12 protein-coding genes are annotated in these 17,947 nt (G+C 63.9%); 10 read left to right on the plus strand and 2 right to left on the minus strand.

The window, feature by feature from the left end; genetic code table 11:
* The coding region (locus SFU54_RS00030; RefSeq protein WP_319014279.1) for a PQQ-dependent sugar dehydrogenase at positions 1-459 on the minus strand (459 nt) is incomplete at its 3' end.
* 80 nt (positions 460-539) lie between these two features.
* Positions 540-1,406, minus strand: a complete 867-nt coding sequence (locus SFU54_RS00035; RefSeq protein WP_319014280.1) for a fused MFS/spermidine synthase — start codon at positions 1,404-1,406, stop codon at positions 540-542.
* Positions 1,407-1,725: 319 nt separating this feature from the next.
* On the opposite strand from SFU54_RS00035, the gene rpoB reads away from it, so the two are divergent.
* The 10 genes from rpoB (at position 1,726) to SFU54_RS00085 (ending at position 17,939) form a co-directional block, all read left to right on the plus strand.
* On the plus strand, positions 1,726-5,217 hold the full coding sequence (gene rpoB / locus SFU54_RS00040; RefSeq protein ID WP_319014281.1) for a DNA-directed RNA polymerase subunit beta: 3,492 nt from the start codon (positions 1,726-1,728) through the stop codon (positions 5,215-5,217).
* Positions 5,218-5,272: 55 nt separating this feature from the next.
* Positions 5,273-9,121, plus strand: a complete 3,849-nt coding sequence (rpoC, locus tag SFU54_RS00045; protein WP_319014282.1) for a DNA-directed RNA polymerase subunit beta' — start codon at positions 5,273-5,275, stop codon at positions 9,119-9,121.
* Positions 9,122-9,336: 215 nt separating this feature from the next.
* Positions 9,337-11,001, plus strand: coding sequence for a GspE/PulE family protein (locus SFU54_RS00050; protein ID WP_319014283.1), 1,665 nt, complete (start codon positions 9,337-9,339; stop codon positions 10,999-11,001).
* A 109-nt stretch (positions 11,002-11,110) separates the two neighbouring features.
* Complete coding sequence (locus SFU54_RS00055; protein WP_319014284.1) at positions 11,111-12,556, plus strand: type IV pilus twitching motility protein PilT; 1,446 nt, start codon at positions 11,111-11,113, stop codon at positions 12,554-12,556.
* Entirely contained in the window at positions 12,556-13,785 is a 1,230-nt protein-coding gene (locus SFU54_RS00060; protein WP_319014285.1) for a type II secretion system F family protein, read from the plus strand. The genes SFU54_RS00055 and SFU54_RS00060 overlap by 1 nt, the downstream gene beginning before the upstream one ends.
* 139 nt (positions 13,786-13,924) lie before the next feature.
* Positions 13,925-14,332: a prepilin-type N-terminal cleavage/methylation domain-containing protein gene (locus tag SFU54_RS00065; protein WP_319014286.1), complete on the plus strand. Its 408-nt coding sequence runs from the start codon at positions 13,925-13,927 to the stop codon at positions 14,330-14,332.
* A 126-nt stretch (positions 14,333-14,458) separates the two neighbouring features.
* Entirely contained in the window at positions 14,459-14,899 is a 441-nt protein-coding gene (locus SFU54_RS00070) for a hypothetical protein (RefSeq protein ID WP_319014287.1), read from the plus strand.
* On the plus strand, positions 14,896-15,474 hold the full coding sequence (locus SFU54_RS00075) for a prepilin-type N-terminal cleavage/methylation domain-containing protein (protein WP_319014288.1): 579 nt from the start codon (positions 14,896-14,898) through the stop codon (positions 15,472-15,474). The genes SFU54_RS00070 and SFU54_RS00075 overlap by 4 nt, the downstream gene beginning before the upstream one ends.
* A gap of 5 nt (positions 15,475-15,479) precedes the next feature.
* Positions 15,480-17,102, plus strand: a complete 1,623-nt coding sequence (locus SFU54_RS00080; protein ID WP_319014289.1) for a hypothetical protein — start codon at positions 15,480-15,482, stop codon at positions 17,100-17,102.
* A gap of 9 nt (positions 17,103-17,111) precedes the next feature.
* Positions 17,112-17,939 carry a prepilin peptidase gene (locus tag SFU54_RS00085; RefSeq protein WP_319014290.1) on the plus strand — a complete coding sequence of 276 codons (828 nt, stop codon included), beginning with the start codon at positions 17,112-17,114 and terminating at the stop codon, positions 17,937-17,939.
* Positions 17,940-17,947: the final 8 nt, after the last annotated feature.

Here is a 17,947-nt window from a genome sequence, read left to right on the forward strand (position 1 = left end):
TTCACCCAGTTCATACGACCCCGGTGCGCCGGTCACCTCGATGCGCACGATGCGGTTGTCGCGGGCAGCCGTGAAGTAGGCGTAGAGGTAGGGCGTGCCGGTGTCGCGCGCGGCAATGCCGAGAAGCCCCCCTTCGCCGCCAGGTCTGACTCCCGGAACGGTGCCGACAAGGCGCCGTTCGCCATCGGCCGTCACTTCGAACACGCGCGCGGTGTCGCGTTCGCTGATGAGCATCGAGCCGGTCGCGAGGGGGATGACCGACCACGGTGTGGTCATGCCGTCGGTGAGAGTGGAGAACTCGCCGGTGGGCGCCAGCGGAACAACCGGGGGCTCGGTCAGCTCGGGCGCGGGGGTACTCGCCGGCGGGTCGATGGGGTCGACTGCGTCGTCCGGCGCGGCGCACCCCGCCAGGGCCACCGCAACGGCCACCACGAGAACGGCACAACGACCTCGAACCATAACCTCATCCTCCCCATGAGAGTGGTGTCACGAGCATGATGCTGCTCGCTGAAAACCGCATGGGCGCAATCCGCATGTGCTTAGCGCGATCCGGGGCCGCTGCGGGTGAACACGCTCGTCGCGGGTGCTGGCGACGCAATGGCGGTCTGATCGGTGACGACCGAGGCGCCCGCGATCCAGTTGACCATGTCGGCTCCTGCCACGACCGCGGCGGGGTGTGGACCGCGGGCCATGAGCCGAGGCATCCAGTCAAGCGGCAACGGTGAGCCTGAGGCGATGAGGACCACGTTTCCGAACCGGCGTCCCTTGAGCACGCTCGTCTCGGCGAGGGCGGCAACGTCGTCGAGCACGAGCCGCAGGGTTGCAGCCTGCCCGCGGGCGAACGCGAGTCCCGGTCCGTCAGCGACGTTGACGGCCACGATTCCCCCGGGAGCGAGAAAGGCGGCGACCTCGCGGTAGAACTCGACGCTGGTCACATGAGCCGGGATGCGCGCTCCACTAAACACGTCAACGACGACGAAGTCGACCGCTCCGCGCAGAGCTGCGGGCAGGCGGTCGAGCATGGCGCGAGCATCCCCGTAGCGAACCCTGATGCCCGACTGGCGGGGGAGCGGAAGGTGCTCACGCACAAACGCCACGAGCTCTTCGTCGAGCTCGATGACTTGCTGGCGCGAGTCGGGACGCGTCGCGTGGATGTAGCGCGGCAGAGTGAGGGCCCCCGCACCCAAGTGCAGCGCGGTCATCGGCTGGCCGGGGTCACCCCACTCGTCGATGACGTGGCCGATGCGCTGCACGTATTCGAAGAACAACCGGCTGGGGTCATCGAGATCGACGTGTGATTGAGGGGTTCCGTCGACGATGAGCGTGTAGCTGCCGGCGGCCCAGCGATCGGGTTCGATGACGGCGCGTTGCCCGCTGGGAAGTCGCAGCTCGACCGTTTCGCTCATGATCGCCAGAGTGCCACATTGCTCGAACGGGTGCCGCTCTGACGCCCATCGGCGGGCGAGCGCGCGCGGTTATAGCGCAGTGACCGTGATTGGTCAAGAATCGGACTAGACATTGCATGGCGAGCGCGCCTAGTATTGAGGTTTGCGCTCCCATGTCTGATCTGCCGCCATATGGCGGGCGGCGATCGTGCCCCGAGTATAGCGGCGGGGTGGATTTCGATTGCACGAAATCCCCGCGGGTTCGGCGCGTCCATTCGACCGCACTCATCTGTCTGTTGACGACAGTATTCGGGCTTGACCGCCCACGGAGGTTAGATCCTTGGCTGCTGCGCGCACCGCTAAGAACCAGTCCCCCAAGAACGGCCGCACCGCATCGCGGCTCTCTTTCGCCAAGATCAGCGACACGCTGACGGTTCCCGATCTGCTCGCTCTGCAGACCGAGAGCTTCGACTGGCTCGTCGGCAACGACGCCTGGAAGGCCCGCCTCGATGAGGCGCAGGCTGCCGGTCGTACCGATGTTCCGACCCACAGTGGTCTGGAAGAGATCTTCGAAGAGATCTCGCCCATCGAAGACCTGGGCGAGACCATGCAGCTCTCGTTCACCAACCCCTACCTCGAAGAGCAGAAGTACTCGATCGACGAGTGCAAAGAGCGTGGCAAGACCTACGCCGCGCCGCTCTACGTCGAGGCCGAGTTCATGAACCACATGACCGGTGAGATCAAGACCCAGACGGTATTCATGGGCGACTTCCCGCTCATGACCGAAAAGGGCACCTTCATCATCAACGGCACCGAGCGTGTCGTCGTGTCGCAGCTGGTTCGCTCGCCCGGTGTCTACTTCGAGCGTCAGCTCGAGAAGACCACCGACAAAGACATCTATACCGCGCGCATCATCCCCAGCCGCGGTGCCTGGCTCGAGTTCGAGGTTGACAAGCGCGACCAGGTCGGCGTGCGCATCGACCGCAAGCGCAAGCAGTCGGTCACGGTGTTCCTCAAGGCCCTCGGACTGACGACTGAAGAGATTCGCGAGAAGTTCGCGGGCTTCGACTCGATCGAGCAGACCCTCGAGAAAGACGCCATCCTCACGAAAGAAGAGGCGCTCAAAGACATCTACCGCAAGCTGCGTCCGGGCGAGCAGGTTGCTGCCGAGGCCGCGCGTGCGCTGCTCGACAACTTCTACTTCAACCCGAAGCGCTACGACCTGGCGAAGGTTGGTCGCTACAAGATCAACCGCAAGCTCGGCGTGGATGCCCCGCTCGCCGACTCGGTGCTGAGCGTTGACGACATCGTCGCGACGATCCGCTACATGGTCTCGCTGCACGAGGGTCGCACCACGCTGCCCGGTGTGCGCGACGGCAAGCCCGTTGACCTGCGCCTCGACGTCGACGACATCGACCACTTCGGCAACCGTCGCATCCGCGCCGTGGGTGAACTCATCCAGAACCAGGTGCGCACGGGCCTCAGCCGCATGGAGCGCGTCGTGCGTGAGCGCATGACGACGCAAGACATCGAGGCGATCACGCCTCAGACCCTGATCAACGTGCGCCCCGTCGTCGCCGCGATCAAGGAGTTCTTCGGCACCTCGCAGCTCTCGCAGTTCATGGACCAGAACAACCCGCTCGCGGGTCTCACCCACAAGCGCCGCCTGTCGGCGCTCGGCCCGGGTGGTCTGAGCCGTGAGCGCGCCGGCGTTGAGGTGCGCGACGTGCACCCCTCGCACTACGGCCGCATGTGCCCGATCGAGACGCCGGAAGGCCCGAACATCGGTCTCATTGGCTCGCTCGCTTCGTTCGCGCGCATCAATGCCTTCGGCTTCATCGAGACCCCGTACCGCCGCGTCACCAAGGGCAAGGTCACGGGAACGATCGACTACCTGACCGCGAGCGAAGAAGACGACCACGTCGTCGCCCAGGCTGGTGCGCCGCTCAACAAAGACGGCTCGTTCGCTGAAGAGCGCGTGCTCGTTCGCCGTAAGGGTGGCGAGGTCGAGCTCGTTCCGTCGGAGCAGGTTGACTACATGGACGTCTCGCCGCGCCAGATGGTGTCGGTCGCGACCTCGCTCATCCCGTTCCTCGAGCACGACGACGCGAACCGCGCCCTCATGGGTGCCAACATGCAGCGTCAGGCCGTGCCGCTTCTGCGTTCCGAGTCGCCGCTCGTCGGCACCGGTATGGAGAGCTACGCGGCCGTCGACGCCGGAGACGTCATCACGGCGACTGCCGCGGGCGTCGTGACGTCGGTCTCGGCCGACTCGGTCACGGTTCAGCTCGACGAGGGCGGCACGCAAGATTACGTGCTGCGCAAGTTCGACCGCTCGAACCAGGGCACGAACTACAACCACCGCGTTGTCGTGAGCGCGGGCGACCGCGTTGAGGTGGGCGAGGTCATCGCTGATGGCCCCGCCACCGAGAACGGCGAGCTCGCTCTCGGCAAGAACCTGCTAGTCGCGTTCATGTCGTGGGAGGGCCACAACTTCGAAGACGCCATCATCCTCAGCCAGAACCTCGTGAAAGACGACACGCTGTCGTCGATTCACATCGAGGAGTACGAGGTTGATGCGCGCGACACGAAGCTCGGTAAAGAAGAGATCACTCGTGACCTTCCGAACGTGAGCCCCGAGTTGCTCGCCGACCTTGACGAGCGCGGCATCATCCGCATCGGCGCCGAGGTTCGCCCCGGCGACATCCTCGTCGGCAAGGTCACGCCCAAGGGTGAGACCGAGCTCTCGGCCGAAGAGCGCCTGCTGCGCGCCATCTTCAACGAGAAGTCGCGCGAAGTGCGTGACACGTCGCTCAAGGTTCCCCACGGTGAGCAGGGCACGATCATCGGCGTCAAGGTGTTCGACGCGCAAGACGGTGACGACGAGCTCGGCTCGGGCGTCAACCAGCGTGTGGTCGTCTACATCGCCCAGAAGCGCAAGATCTCTGAGGGTGACAAGCTCGCTGGCCGCCACGGCAACAAGGGTGTCATCTCGAAGATCCTGCCGGTCGAAGACATGCCCTTCCTCGAAGACGGCACGCCGGTCGACATCGTGCTGAACCCGCTCGGTGTTCCCGGCCGCATGAACTTCGGCCAGGTGCTCGAGATTCACATGGGCTGGGCCGCGTCGCGTGGCTGGAAGATCGACGGCAACCCCGAGTGGGCTGAAGGCATCCCCGCCAACGCTCGCGAGGCGGCGCCCGGCACCAAGATCGCCACGCCGGTGTTCGACGGTGCTCGTGAAGACGAGATCGCTGGTCTCCTCGACTCGACGCTGCCGAACCGTGATGGCGTGCGCATGATCGACTCCACCGGAAAGGCGCGTCTCTTCGACGGCCGCTCGGGCGAGCCGTTCCCTGACCCGATCTCGGTCGGCTACATGTACATCCTCAAGCTCCACCACCTCGTCGACGACAAGATTCACGCTCGCTCGACGGGTCCCTACTCGATGATCACGCAGCAACCCCTGGGCGGTAAGGCCCAGTTCGGTGGCCAGCGATTCGGTGAGATGGAGGTGTGGGCACTCGAGGCGTACGGCGCTGCGTATGCACTGCAAGAGCTGCTGACGATCAAGTCCGACGACATCCTCGGCCGCGTCAAGGTCTACGAGGCGATCGTCAAGGGCGAGAACATCCAAGAGCCCGGTATTCCCGAGAGCTTCAAGGTGCTCATCAAAGAGATGCAGTCGTTGTGCTTGAACGTCGAGGTGCTTTCGGCCGATGGCACCGTGCTGAGCCTGAAAGACACGGATGACGAGGTCTTCCGTGCCGCTGAAGAGCTCGGCATCAACATCTCCACCCGCTTCGAGTCATCGTCGATCGACGAGATCTAAGCCGGGCTCCGCACCTTTCGCTTAACGCAGACGACTGTAAGAGAAGAGATAACACGTGCTCGACGCAAAAACTTTCGATGAGCTCCGCATCGGCCTCGCGACCGCTGACGACATCCGTCGCTGGTCGCACGGTGAGGTCAAGAAGCCGGAGACGATCAACTACCGCACCCTCAAGCCCGAGAAAGATGGTCTGTTCGGCGAGCAGATCTTCGGCCCGTCGCGCGACTGGGAGTGCTCGTGTGGCAAGTACAAGCGCGTGCGCTTCAAGGGCATCGTGTGTGAGCGCTGTGGCGTTGAGGTCACGAAGTCCTCGGTGCGCCGTGAGCGCATGGGACACATTGAGCTTGCCGCTCCCGTGACGCACATCTGGTACTGCAAGGGTGTGCCGAGCCGCCTCGGCTACTTGCTCGACATGGCGCCGAAAGACCTCGAGAAGGTCATTTACTTCGCCGCCTACATGGTCATCTCGATCGACGAAGAAGGCCGCCACGCTGACCTCCCGGGTCTCGAGAACGAGCTGCGCCTCGAGATCAAGACTCTCGAGGGCCAGCGCGACAGCGCGATCGCGGCGCGTATGCAGCGCCTCGAAACCGAGCTCGCCGAGCTCGAGGCCGAGGGTGCCAAGGCCGACCAGAAGCGCAAGGTCAAAGACCTGGGCGAGAAAGAGATGGGTCAGGCCCGCAAGTCGTTCGACGAGCAGATCGGTCAGCTCGAGCGCGTCTGGGAAGACTTCCGCACGCTCAAGGTGGGCGACCTGAAGCCGGAAGACGCTGTCTTCCAAGAGCTGCAAGACCGCTACGGCCTGTACTTCGAAGCACACATGGGCGCCGAGGCGATCAAGAAGCGCCTCGAGGCCTTCGACCTGGCTGCCGAGAGCGAGCTGCTCCACGAGCAGATCGCCACGGGCAAGGGCCAGAAGAAGATCCGTGCCATCAAGCGCCTGAAGGTCGTCAACTCGTTCCTGCAGACCGGCAACTCGCCGGCCGCGATGGTTCTCGATGTCGTGCCGGTCATTCCGCCGGAGCTTCGCCCGATGGTGCAGCTCGACGGTGGCCGCTTCGCGACCTCTGACCTCAACGACCTCTACCGTCGTGTGATCAACCGCAACAACCGTCTGCGTCGTCTGCTTGACCTCGGTGCGCCCGAGATCATCGTCAACAACGAGAAGCGCATGCTTCAAGAGGCGGTTGACGCGCTGTTCGACAACGGTCGCCGCGGTCGTCCGGTGACGGGCACGGGCAACCGCGCGCTGAAGTCACTGAGCGACATGCTCAAGGGCAAGCAGGGCCGGTTCCGTCAGAACCTGCTCGGCAAGCGCGTTGACTACTCGGGCCGTTCGGTCATCGTCGTTGGTCCGCAGCTCAAGCTGCACCAGTGCGGCCTGCCGAAGCTCATGGCACTCGAGCTGTTCAAGCCGTTCGTCATCAAGCGCCTCATCGACCTGGGCCACGCTCAGAACATCAAGAGCGCCAAGCGCATGGTCGAGCGTTCGCGTCCGCAGGTGTGGGATGTTCTCGAAGAGATCATCCGCGAGCGCCCCGTGCTGCTCAACCGCGCACCCACGCTGCACCGCTTGGGCATCCAGGCCTTCGAGCCTCAGCTCGTCGAGGGCAAGGCCATCCAGCTGCACCCGCTCGTCTGCGCGGCGTTCAACGCCGACTTCGACGGTGACCAGATGGCTGTGCACCTGCCGCTCTCGGTCGAGGCGCAGGCTGAAGCCCGCATTCTCATGCTCGCGTCGAACAACATCCTCAAGCCGTCTGACGGCCGCCCGGTGACGGTTCCCACGCAAGACATGATCATCGGTCTGCACCACCTCACGACCGTACGCGAGGGCGCTGCCGGCGAAGGCCGCGCGTTCTCGTCGGTCGCCGAGGCGATCATGGCCATGGACCAGGGTTCGCTGCACCTCAACGCGCCCATTCGCATCCGTCTCTATGGCGAGAAGTTCGCCGACGGTCGCGAACTGCGTGAGACCACGCTGGGTCGCGCGCTCTTCAACGAGCAGCTGCCGGCCGACTACCCGTTTGTGGATGCTGTGGCTGATAAGGGCACGATCTCGCAGATCGTGAACGACCTCGCCGAGCGCTACCCCAAGACGATCGTGGCCGCCACGCTCGACAAGGTGAAAGACGCTGGCTTCTACTGGGCAACCCGTTCGGGAGTCACCGTCGCGCTCAGCGACGTGCTCACGCCGCCGAAGAAGAAGCAGATCGTTGCCGAGTACGAGAAGAAGGCCGCGAAGATCCAAGGTCAGTTCGACAAGGGTCTGACGACCGACGACGAGCGTCGTCGCGAGCTCGTTGAGTTGTGGACGGAAGGCACCAAGGCCGTCAACGACGAGATGCGCGCCAACTTCCCGGTCGACAACACCATCAACCGCATGGTCACCTCGGGTGCTCGTGGTAACTGGCTGCAGGTCGGCAACATCGCCGGTATGCGTGGTCTGGTGTCGAACCCGCGCGGTGAGATCATCGCTCGCCCGATCATCAACTCGTACCGCGAGGGCCTGTCGGTGGCCGAGTACTTCATCGCCACGCACGGTGCCCGCAAGGGTCTCGCCGACACCGCTCTGCGCACGGCCGACTCGGGTTACCTCACGCGTCGTCTCGTCGACGTGGCGCAAGACGTCATCATTCGCGAAGAAGACTGTGGCACCGGTAAGGGCCTCGACTTCACGATCGCGCACGAGGTCGACGGCAGCTGGGTTCGCGACGACAACGTCGAAAACCTCGTGTTCGCTCGCACCTTGGCGACGGATGCCGTCAGCGCCTCGGGCGAGATCGTCGCTGAGGCGGGCGCCGACGTCGGAGACGTGCTCATCGACAGCCTCGTGGCGTCGGGCGTTGCCGAGATCAAAGTTCGCTCGGTGCTCACGTGTGAGTCGGCAGTCGGCGTCTGCGCCGCGTGCTACGGCCGCTCGCTTGCCACGGGTACGCGCGTTGACCTCGGTGAAGCAGTCGGTATCATCGCGGCCCAGTCGATCGGTGAGCCCGGTACCCAGTTGACGATGCGTACCTTCCACACGGGTGGTTCGGCATCGGCCGCTGACATCACGCAGGGTCTGCCCCGCGTGACCGAGCTGTTCGAAGCGCGCACCCCCAAGGGTGCGAGCCCGATCGCCGAGAGCGCTGGCCGCATCAGCATCGACGACAACGGCAGCCTGCTCAAGATCGTGCTCACGCCCGACAACGGTGACGAAGAGGTCGTGTACTCGGTCTCGAAGCGCGCCACGCTGCTCGTCGAAGACGGTCAGCACGTCGAGCTGGGCCACCAGATCTTCGCCGGAACCGTTGACCCGAAAGAGGTCTTGCGCGTCAAGGGCGTTCGCGCCGTGCAGCAGCACCTCGTCGAGGGCGTGCAGGGCGTGTACCGCTCGCAGGGTGTGCCGATTCACGACAAGCACCTCGAGGTCATCGTGCGCCAGATGCTGCGCAAGGTCACCGTCGTCGACCACGGCGAGACCGACCTGCTGCCGGGTGAGCTCGTCGACCGCTCGAAGTACAACCAGATCAACCGCGCGGCACTTGCCGAGGGCAAGAAGACCGCCTCGGCGCGCCAAGAGGTCATGGGCATCACCAAGGCCTCGCTCGCGACCGAGTCGTGGTTGTCGGCGGCGTCGTTCCAAGAGACGACTCGCGTGCTGACGCAGGCGGCGATGGAGGGCAAGAGCGACCCGTTGCTCGGCCTGAAAGAGAACGTCATCATCGGCAAGCTGATCCCTGCCGGTACCGGGCTTCCCGCGTACCGCAACGTGACGGTCGAGGCAACGGAGGAGGCGAAGGCCGAGCGGTACCCCAACCGCATCTTCGCTGACGACACCGCCCTGACCGAGGCTGACCTGTCGTTCGTCGACTTCGATACCTTCTCGAGCGACGACTTCACGCCGGGCACCTACAGCTAGCGACGAATCACTCGCATCGACTGCGGGGCCCGCACCGACCACGGTGAGGGCCCCGCAGCCGTTGTGGGGCACATGTTAACAATGTGACTGGTGTGGACTCCCCCCGAAAACGGGACTATCGTCAGCAGTACGGCGTGTCGTACCGTGAGGGTCCGGCAGTCCGTGCAAGCGACCCATTGTCGGGCCGTGTGCATCCAAGGGGGGAGGGGTCTGCTGTGGTTTCCGTAAGCGAAGTGCTCATCATTCGTGGGCTGTTGCCGATCGAGACCCTCGACAAGCTTCGTGAAGAAGGTGACGAGGTCGTCGTCGGCGACTTCGTTGAGCGCGGCCTCGTGTCGCCCTCCCAAGTCGCGTCGGCCAAGGCCGAAGTAGCCGGGCTCTCGTTCGTCGAGCTAGCCGAGTACCCGATCGACCGCGCTGCGGTGGCTCTCGTTCCGGCGCAGCTGTGCCGTCGGCACAACATCCTGCCCATCCATGCCACGGCGACGACGATCACGCTTGCCATGGTCGAGCCCGGTGATGTGCTGGCGATGGACGACGTGCGCGCCCTGACGCGCATGCACGTCGTGGCCGTTGTTGCCGAGCGCAATGACCTCACGGCCGCGATCAACCGCCTGCACCGTGCCGACAACGAACTGAGCGACCTCTCGACGGCGATTCAAGAAGAGGTCACGCCGAGCCAGAGCGACGAGATCGCCCTGCGTGAAGCCGACGCTGATGACGCGCCGATCGTGCGCTTCGTCAACCTCATCATCGGCCAGGCGATTCAAGACCTTGCGTCCGACATCCACATCGAACCCGGTGAGTTCGAGATGCGCGTGCGCTACCGCATCGACGGTGTGTTGCACGACGTGCAGCAGGCCCCCAAGAACATTCAGAACGGCGTGATCTCGCGCCTCAAGATCATGAGCGACATCAACATCGCCGAACGACGTCGCCCGCAAGACGGCCGCATGTCGGTGCAGCACGGCGGCGAGGTGATCGACCTGCGCGTGGCAACCCTGCCGACCGTGTGGGGCGAAAAGGTCGTCATGCGTATTCTCGACAACAACGCCACGCGTCGCGATATCGGCGATCTCGGCATGCTCGACCGCAACCTCACGGTGTACCGCAACTCGTACACCAAGCCCTACGGCATGATCCTCGTGACCGGGCCGACCGGTTCAGGAAAGTCGACGACGCTTTACACGACCCTGCACGCGGTCGCTCGCCCCGAGATCAACGTCATCACGGTCGAAGACCCGGTCGAATACCGCATGCCCGGGATCAACCAGGTGCAGGTGAACCCGAAGGCGGGCCTCACGTTCGCGAGCGCTTTGCGCAGCATTCTTCGATCTGACCCGGATGTTGTGCTCATCGGTGAGATTCGTGACCAAGAGACCGCCCAGATCGCCATCGAAGCATCACTGACCGGCCACCTCGTGCTGTCGACCTTGCACACCAACGATGCGCCGAGTGCGATCACTCGACTCATTGAGATGGACATCGAGCCGTTCCTCGTGGGCTCAGCTCTCGACTGCGTGGTCGCTCAGCGCCTTGCCCGCAAACTCTGCGATCGCTGCAAGCAGCTGCAAGAGTACGACGTGACGCACCTCGACCACCTCGGGTTCGGCCGGCGTGAAGACGAATTCAGCCCGCGGTTCTACCACGCCGTCGGCTGCTCGGCGTGCTCGGGCACGGGCTACCGCGGCCGCCTCGCCCTGCACGAAGTCATGATGGTGAGCGAAGAGATCGAACGCCTCGCGGTGGCACGGGCCTCGAGCGTCGAGATCATGCACACCGCAACGGCCCAGGGCATGCTGACTTTGCGGCAAGACGGTTGGGCGAAAGTGCGCGCGGGCCTGACGTCAATCGAAGAGGTCTTGCGCGTGGTTGCCTGACGACACGCGGCAACCGTCGCGGTGGTCGTGGGGGTCACCTGCACGCGACAATCGCATGACACAGTTGTAGGCAACGTCACTCGCATTACGCGTCAACGAGGGGAACACCATGACCGACTCGCTCGGACTCGGAACGCCGACAGGCGGCGAATCACCGACCGCACGCCGCGTGTGGTCAGTGACCGGAGACGAGAGTGCGGGCATCGCTGCCGCCCAGGCTGTGCCGTCGTCGTCGACGATGGCCGTCCCCCCGCTTCCGAGCCCGGCTGTGCCCTTTCCCGACCTTTCCGCCGACATGACACACCTGGCACCCCCTCCGCCGGTCGGCCAACAGCCCATCGCGGCTCCTGACCCCACTGCGCCCCCCGCGGGCCTTGCTCCCGTCATCGCACCCCCGCCGCCCCCCGTTGCTGGCGGGGCGTTGGCGGGCATTCACCCGGCGCTGCTCGCGGCGCTCGACGACGTGATCGCGCGCGGAGCATCCGACCTCCATGTTGCGGGCGACGCCCCGCCCATGGTGCGCATCGACGGCGAACTGCGGCCCGCGTCGAACTCGACTGTCTGGAGTCGCGCCGAGGTCACGGCGATTCTGCAGAGCATCATGACGCCGCATCAGCGAGAGAACTTCTTGACCGAGTGGGAGCTTGACCTCGCCATTAGCCCCCGGGGCGGCGATCGGTTCCGCGTCAACATCTATAAGGATCGCGAAGCGATGGCCGGCGCCTTTCGCTTGATTCCGACCGAGATCAAGTCGCTCAAGCAACTCGGCGTGCCCAACGTGGTGTCGAAGTTCGCGACGTTGCCCCGTGGTCTCGTGCTCGTCACGGGCCCGACCGGTTCGGGAAAGTCGACGACCCTCGCGGCCCTCATTGACCTGGTCAACAAGACCCGCGCCGATCACATTGTCACGATCGAAGACCCCATCGAATTCGTGCACCAAAACCAGCGAGCGCTTGTCAACCAACGTGAGGTAGGCAGCGACACGCACTCGTTTGCCGACGCCCTCAAGCGCGTTCTGCGACAAGACCCCGACGTCATCCTCATTGGTGAGCTTCGTGACCTTGAGACCATCTCCACCGCGTTGACCGCCGCAGAGACGGGTCACCTCGTGTTTGCCACCTTGCACACCCAATCGGCGGCGCAAACCATTGACCGCATCATCGATGTGTTCCCTCCGCACCAACAAACCCAGGTGCGATCGCAGCTCGCCCTCACCCTGCAGGGTGTGGTGTGTCAGACCTTGCTGCCCCGAGCATCCGGCCAAGGTCGAATCATCGCGACGGAGATCATGATGGCGACGAGCGCCATCGCAAACCTCATTCGCGAGGGCAAGACCTACCAAATTCCTTCGGCACTTCAGGCCGGTCGCGAGGCAGGCATGCACACGATGGACCAGCACCTGGCCGACCTCGTCAACAGTCACATGGTGACGTACGACGCTGCCCAGTCGAAGGTGCAAGAGGCGGAGAACTTCAACCGGCTCGTGCACCGCACAGAAGCGCCTTCGGGTGCTGCCCCCACCCCCTTTGCTGACGGATTCGGAGGAGCCCGATAGTGGCCGCCACGCTCACCTACGAGTACACCGGTCGAGACGCCAGCGGCAAGCTCGTCAAGGGCCGTGTGGATGCTGCGGGCGAGCCGTCTGTTGTGGCGCGATTGCGCACCATGGGCATCGCGCCGGTGTCAATCAAGCAGGTCACGGGCGGCACGGGACTCAACCGCGATATCTCACTCGGCGGACTCTTCGACAAGAAGGTCTCGATCAAAGATCTCTCGGTCATGAGCCGGCAGCTGGCCACCATGATCGGCGCGGGTCTTCCGTTGCTCAAGGCTTTGACGATTCTTGCCGATCAGTCAGAGAACCCGAAGCTCGCATCGACTCTCGATGATGTGCGCGGCGGGGTCGAGAGCGGAAGCACGTTCTCTGACTCTCTGGCGAAGCATCCTCGCGTCTTTCCGCCGATCTTTCTCAACCTTGTTCGCGCGGGCGAGGTGGGCGGCTTCCTCGAAACCTCGCTCGACTCGGTCGCGAAGAACTACGAGAAAGAGGTCGAGCTCAAGGCGACGATCAAGTCGGCGTTGACCTATCCCGTGGTCGTGCTCATCATGGCCCTGTTGGCGGTCGTGGGCATGATCGTGTTCATCGTGCCTATCTTCGAAGATCTCTTCTCCGATCTCGGCGGTGAGCTGCCCCTGCCGACGCGCATCCTCGTCGTGATTTCACAGAACATGGTGTGGCTCGGGCCTCTGGTGGTGATCGGCGGCGTTGTCGGCGCGATCTGGTGGCGAGCAAACCGTCACACACCCAAGTTCCGCTCGGTGTGGGAGCCTTTGCTCCTGAAGATGCCGGTGTTCGGTGACCTCTTCAAGAAGATCGCGATCGCGCGCTTCACTCGTAACTTCGGCACCATGATCGGCTCGGGTGTGCCCATTCTGCAGGCGCTGTCGATCGTGGGCTCGACCTCGGGCAACTGGCAGATCGAGCAATCCGTTCAGGCCGTGCAAGAGTCAGTGCGACAAGGGCGAACGATTGCCGCCCCCCTCGCCCTCCAGCCGATCTTCCCGAGCATGGTGACGCAAATGATCGCCGTGGGTGAAGACTCGGGAGCTCTCGAGACGATGCTCGAGAAGATCGCTGACTTTTATGACAGCGAAGTGCAAAGCACCACCGAAGCGTTGACGTCGCTCATTGAACCGCTCATGATCGCGTTTCTCGGTGTCGTGCTTGGCGGCATGATCGTGGCGCTCTACCTGCCCATTTTCGACATCTTCAACCAGATTTAGGCGACACGCCGGGTGACCCCCGCAATGGGGATGCCGGGGCATTAGGCGGGGATACAGAATAAGCCAGTGGGGGGCCGGTTTCATGTTCCGTGGGGGGCCCACCTATCAACCTTCATTTGATGGGAAAGGAAACGGACACATGTCCATTCGTACCGCTCTTGAGAACCGCCTCAACCGCATCGAGAACAACGAAAAGGGCTTCACCCTGATCGAGCTCCTCGTTGTCGTTATCATCATCGGCATCCTCGCCGCCATCGCCGTGCCGGTCTTCTTGGGCCAGCAGCAGCAGGCGCAAAACTCGGCCGCGATCTCGAACCTCGCCACCGCCAAGGTCGCCGTGGTCAGCTCGTTCGTCGAGGCTCCGGCCGGCCCGGCCGCGGGCGACGGTGCGGGTCTCGCCAACCTCGGCTTCCCGGTGGGCCTCGTGACCATCGTCACGGGCGGACAGACCTTCTGCCTCCAGGCGACCAGCGACAGCGGCGACGTGTTCAGCGTCACCAGCGGAAACGCTGGCCCCGCTGCCGGCGCTTGCCCCGCTGGTCCGTAATCGACACCGGACGTAAGCAAGACTGACAGTGGGGCCGTCGGTATCGACGGCCCCACTGTACGGTGTTCGCAGGAACTCGCCTCGCGAGTAGCGCCAGACTGACGTGCAGGATCGATCGGGGGGATCATGACGATTGAGCGATTCCGCTCTCGCCGTGAAGCCGCGCGCCGTGATCGCACCGACGCTGGCATCGGTCTCATTGAGATCGTGATCTCAATGTTCCTTATCTCGCTTCTCGCGATTGCCTTCATTCCCGTCATCATCTCGGCCATTCGGGCATCTGAGCTCAACTCCACCTCGGCTACAGCGACCCGGTTGGTTTCGCAGGCCATCGACAACGCACGGTCGCAAGGAGCAACCGACTGCGCGGCGGCTCAACTGCTCAACGCCACAACACAAGAGGTCGACGCGCAGGGTGTGACCATCTCAGTCACGACTTCGGTACCGACCGTGGCGAACTGCGTTGCGGGCAGCGCCATCACCGTCACCGTGATCGCGATCAACGATGCCGACGAGTCCGTTCTTGCGGATGCTCGCACGCAGATTTTCTTGGCGGGCACCCCGTGACCTCCGCCCGAACTGCCGACAGCGGCTTCTCTCTCATCGAGTTACTCATCTCGATGCTGCTTTTCGCGGTGGTCATCACCATCGTTGGCAGCATCATTCTCAGCGCGCTAAGCGCCGATCGTACGGTTCGCGACGTCACCGGCTCCACGACCGACGGTCAGCTCGTCGTGAACGTCATCGAAGAGACCGTTCGCAACTCGACCGCCGTGTTTGTGGACCCCGACGCTGACGGAGCGTCGGTGTTTGCGGTTGCACGAACGACCGCGGGCGGCGCCGCCCGCTGTCAGGCCTGGTTCTATGACAACGAGGTCGGGGTGATCTACGAGCAATCGAGCGGAGCAATGATCGTTCCCCCCACGCCGGGTGCGGTGGGGGCAGATTGGACTCAACTGAGCGCTGGAGTCGCGCCTATCGACAACGGTGCCGGAACGGTGCTTCCGGTCATTGCGCTAGATGGCACACGGGGTCTGGCCCTAAACTTCTCCGTTGACGGAGGAGCAGGGGTGAGTTCGCTCTTCATTACGTCCGCAACGGGCCGAGCGCCGCAATCGAATGTGAGTCCAGCATGTTTCTGACGCGAATGACGCGCAGCACCACGGGCTTTTCTGCCGCGCGCAATGACGACCGAGGCAACGCCATGATTGCCGTTGTTGGCTTACTCGCGGTCACCTCGATGGTGACCATGACGGTCACCGGAGCCACGATCGACGCGCTGGGCTACACCTCTCTCACTCGCGCGGGCGTGCAGTCGAACGCGGCGGCAGAAGCGGGCGTCGACGCGATGCTCGCGGAGCTCTTCGCCGATGACTGCCCCGCCACCGGCCAGCTCACGGTGACGCAAGGCGCCGTGGACCCTGCCCTCACGGGCACAGCCGCCACGCAACCGTTCTTTGTTGCCACGATCGCGCAGCGCGTCAGCAATCAAGCAGCGTGGACCCCTGGCTGCCCGAACGGCGCGACAACGCAGATTCGCATTCAGTCCACCGGATTCGCCTCAGACACCGGTGTCGCCGAGTCGGCATCGGCCGGTGATGCTTCGGCCGTTCAGGCGGTCTATGCCTGGACGCCGGGTGCCAATACGGCAGCGGTAACGGGCGCGGCGGTCTTCAGCTACGGAACTCCCGGTTTGGCAAACAGCCTTGAGCTGTTGTCGTTCAACGGCAACTCGGCGAACGTGATTGTCGCCGAGGGCAACATTCTGTGCAGCAACAGCGTTTACGTTCAGGGCGACATCGTCGCGGCAAACGGCAACATTCAGCTCGACAACACCTGTAGCGCTGGTGGCCGAGTGTGGGCGTCGGGCACCGTAACGCTGCAAGGAAACAAGACCATCGGTGGCGATGTGATCGCAGCCGGAACCGGCCTGACCCGCATCGACCCCAGCACCGACATCGGGGGCGGCATTTTCGCCCGCGGCGAAATCGATAGCTGGGGCCAGCGCTGCAGTACCGGGGCGACGGGGTGGGACGCTGCGGGCGACGCGTGCTCGGCGGCCCTCACGACGGGCGCCGACCCCGTCTTCTACAACCGTCTCGACGTGGCTGCTCCGACCCGGCCGACGTGGGTCGATGTCAACTTTGTGTCTGCGAACTGGGTCGCTCAGGGCTGGAACGTTCTGACGTACACCGGACCTTGCACGATCGACAACCGGACGAAGGACAACTCCCAGGTGAGGGCCTTCAGCAATTACACGACACCAACGGTGATCGACATGCGCGGCTGTTCGACGGTCACGTTCTCGTCGAGTGCCAACCTCAACATCGATATGCGCACCGACTTGACCTTCATCATGCCGCGCACGGTGTTGCTCGAAGACTTCACGGCCGCGTCAAACACGAACGTTGACCGCGCTTTGCGGTTCATCACGCCTGACACGGTGGCCGACGGCGTCCCCACCAACACGGGCTGTGGCCGATTCGACCTCAACAACCAGAACGAGCTCGCGGCACCGATCGCCGTGATGGTCTACACCCCGTGCCCGGTGACCAACGCCAACCAGTTGACCTGGCGCGGCCAGTACTACGCCCGCAACGTGAGCTTTTCGAACAACAGTGAACTCACCTACGTGCCGATCGGCATTCCGGGCTTCGACCTCGGTAACGGTGCCGGTGGCCCTGGTGGTTCAGGCGCGGTCGGCGGCCCCGCCATGCCGGGTCACCCGGGCGCCCTCGTCGAATACATCGACATCGACCCGCCTGCGTAGCGGGCGCACGTGACGATCATTGTGCCGGCGATGGTCGGCGTCTTTGGCGCCGCCATTGGCTCATTCTTGAACGTGGTGATCCATCGCGTGCCCCTGGGCGTGTCGATTGTGCGACCGCCCAGCGCGTGCGCCGCGTGTTCGGCTCCTGTGCGGCCCTACGACAACATCCCGATCATTTCGTGGCTCGTTTTGCGTGGCCGCTGTCGTGACTGTGCGTCTCCGTTCTCCATCCGCTACCCACTCATCGAACTCGCTACGGCGCTCGCCTTTGCGGCGATCGCGGCACTGCAACTGCCCGCGCTTTTGGCGACGACATCGTCGATGGATGCTTTCGCGGTGGTTCTCGTCACGATCGCCGTGCTCTACTTCGCGGCAATCTCGATTGCGCTCGCGGCGATCGACTTCGACACGCACCGCTTGCCCGACGCCATAGTTCTTCCCTCCTATCCGGTGCTCGCCCTCCTGTTGACGGCGGCGGCTGTTGTGACGGGCGATGTCGAATCGGCGGCTCGCGCTGCGGCCGGCGCGGGCATCCTCTTTGCCATCTACTTTGCTCTCGCACTCATCTCGCCACGCGGTATGGGAATGGGAGACGTTAAGCTGGCCGGCGTCATCGGGATGATGCTCGGATGGTTCGGCTGGCCAGCACTCGCTGTGGGTGCTTTGGCGGCGTTCATTCTCGGAGGGGTGGTCGGTATCGGCCTGATCGTGGCGCGGAGGGCGAGTCGCAACACTGGAATTCCCTTCGGGCCGTGGATGCTGGGAGGGGCCTGGGTAGGAATTCTTCTGGGCGAACCGATCACGCGAGGGTACCTCGCCCTTTTCGGACTGAACTAAGGGGATAC

The sequence above is a fragment of the Microcella sp. genome, assembly GCF_033763155.1.
Classification (GTDB): Bacteria; Actinomycetota; Actinomycetes; order Actinomycetales; family Microbacteriaceae; genus Microcella.

Bases quoted from the DNA above. Each gene is read 5' to 3' on its own strand.
- SFU54_RS00035 (WP_319014280.1), bottom strand. From the start codon at position 1,406: ATGAGCGAAACGGTCGAGCTGCGACTTCCCAGCGGGCAACGCGCCGTC.
- SFU54_RS00055 (WP_319014284.1), top strand. From the start codon at position 11,111: ATGACCGACTCGCTCGGACTCGGAACGCCGACAGGCGGCGAATCACCG.
- SFU54_RS00065 (WP_319014286.1), top strand. From the start codon at position 13,925: ATGTCCATTCGTACCGCTCTTGAGAACCGCCTCAACCGCATCGAGAAC.
- SFU54_RS00070 (WP_319014287.1), top strand. From the start codon at position 14,459: ATGACGATTGAGCGATTCCGCTCTCGCCGTGAAGCCGCGCGCCGTGAT.
- SFU54_RS00080 (WP_319014289.1), top strand. From the start codon at position 15,480: ATGACGCGCAGCACCACGGGCTTTTCTGCCGCGCGCAATGACGACCGA.